Annotated in this window: 1 pseudogene; it reads left to right on the top strand. The window is 72.0% G+C overall.

Features of this window, described 5'->3' with window-relative positions:
* Positions 1-327: pseudogene (locus NBW84_RS18640) on the top strand (ABC transporter ATP-binding protein); the annotation flags it as partial.
* Positions 328-454: the final 127 nt, after the last annotated feature.

Raw genomic sequence — 454 nt, 5'->3', positions numbered from 1 at the left:
CCCCGGCGGTGCCGCCGCCACCGCGGCGGGCGCCGTCGCCGGACCTGGGCCGCCGACGGCGCGGACTCGGGCACCGCCGCCGGGAGCACCGGCGGTCCGCTGTCGGCCGGGCAGGCGCGGCTCGCGCGCAAGGAGCTGACCCGGCTGGAACGGGCCCTGGAGCGGCTGGCCCGCCGCGAGAGCGCGCTGCACACCGCGCTCGCCGAGGCGGCCACCGACCATCAGCGCCTGCTCGCCCTCGACGCCGAACTGCGCGAGGTCGTCGCCGAGAAGTCCCGCACCGAGGACGCCTGGCTCTCCCTCGCCTCCGGCCTCGAGGACGCCTAGAGCGTCAGTCAGGTAACCATACGTATCCATCCTGAACGATGGCACGCTTCGATGGACGTCGGCCACCAGAGAAGATCGGCGTAATTTTGTCGTTGTGTACGCTTTTGCGGCCAAAAAGCGTACACAG

Origin of the sequence: Protofrankia sp. CiP1_Cm_nod2 (genome assembly GCF_920664355.1) — a bacterium.
Classification (GTDB): Bacteria; Actinomycetota; Actinomycetes; order Frankiales; family Frankiaceae; genus Protofrankia.
Note: the sequence above shows the minus strand (reverse complement) of the source record. Positions and strands in the feature narration are given on the sequence as shown.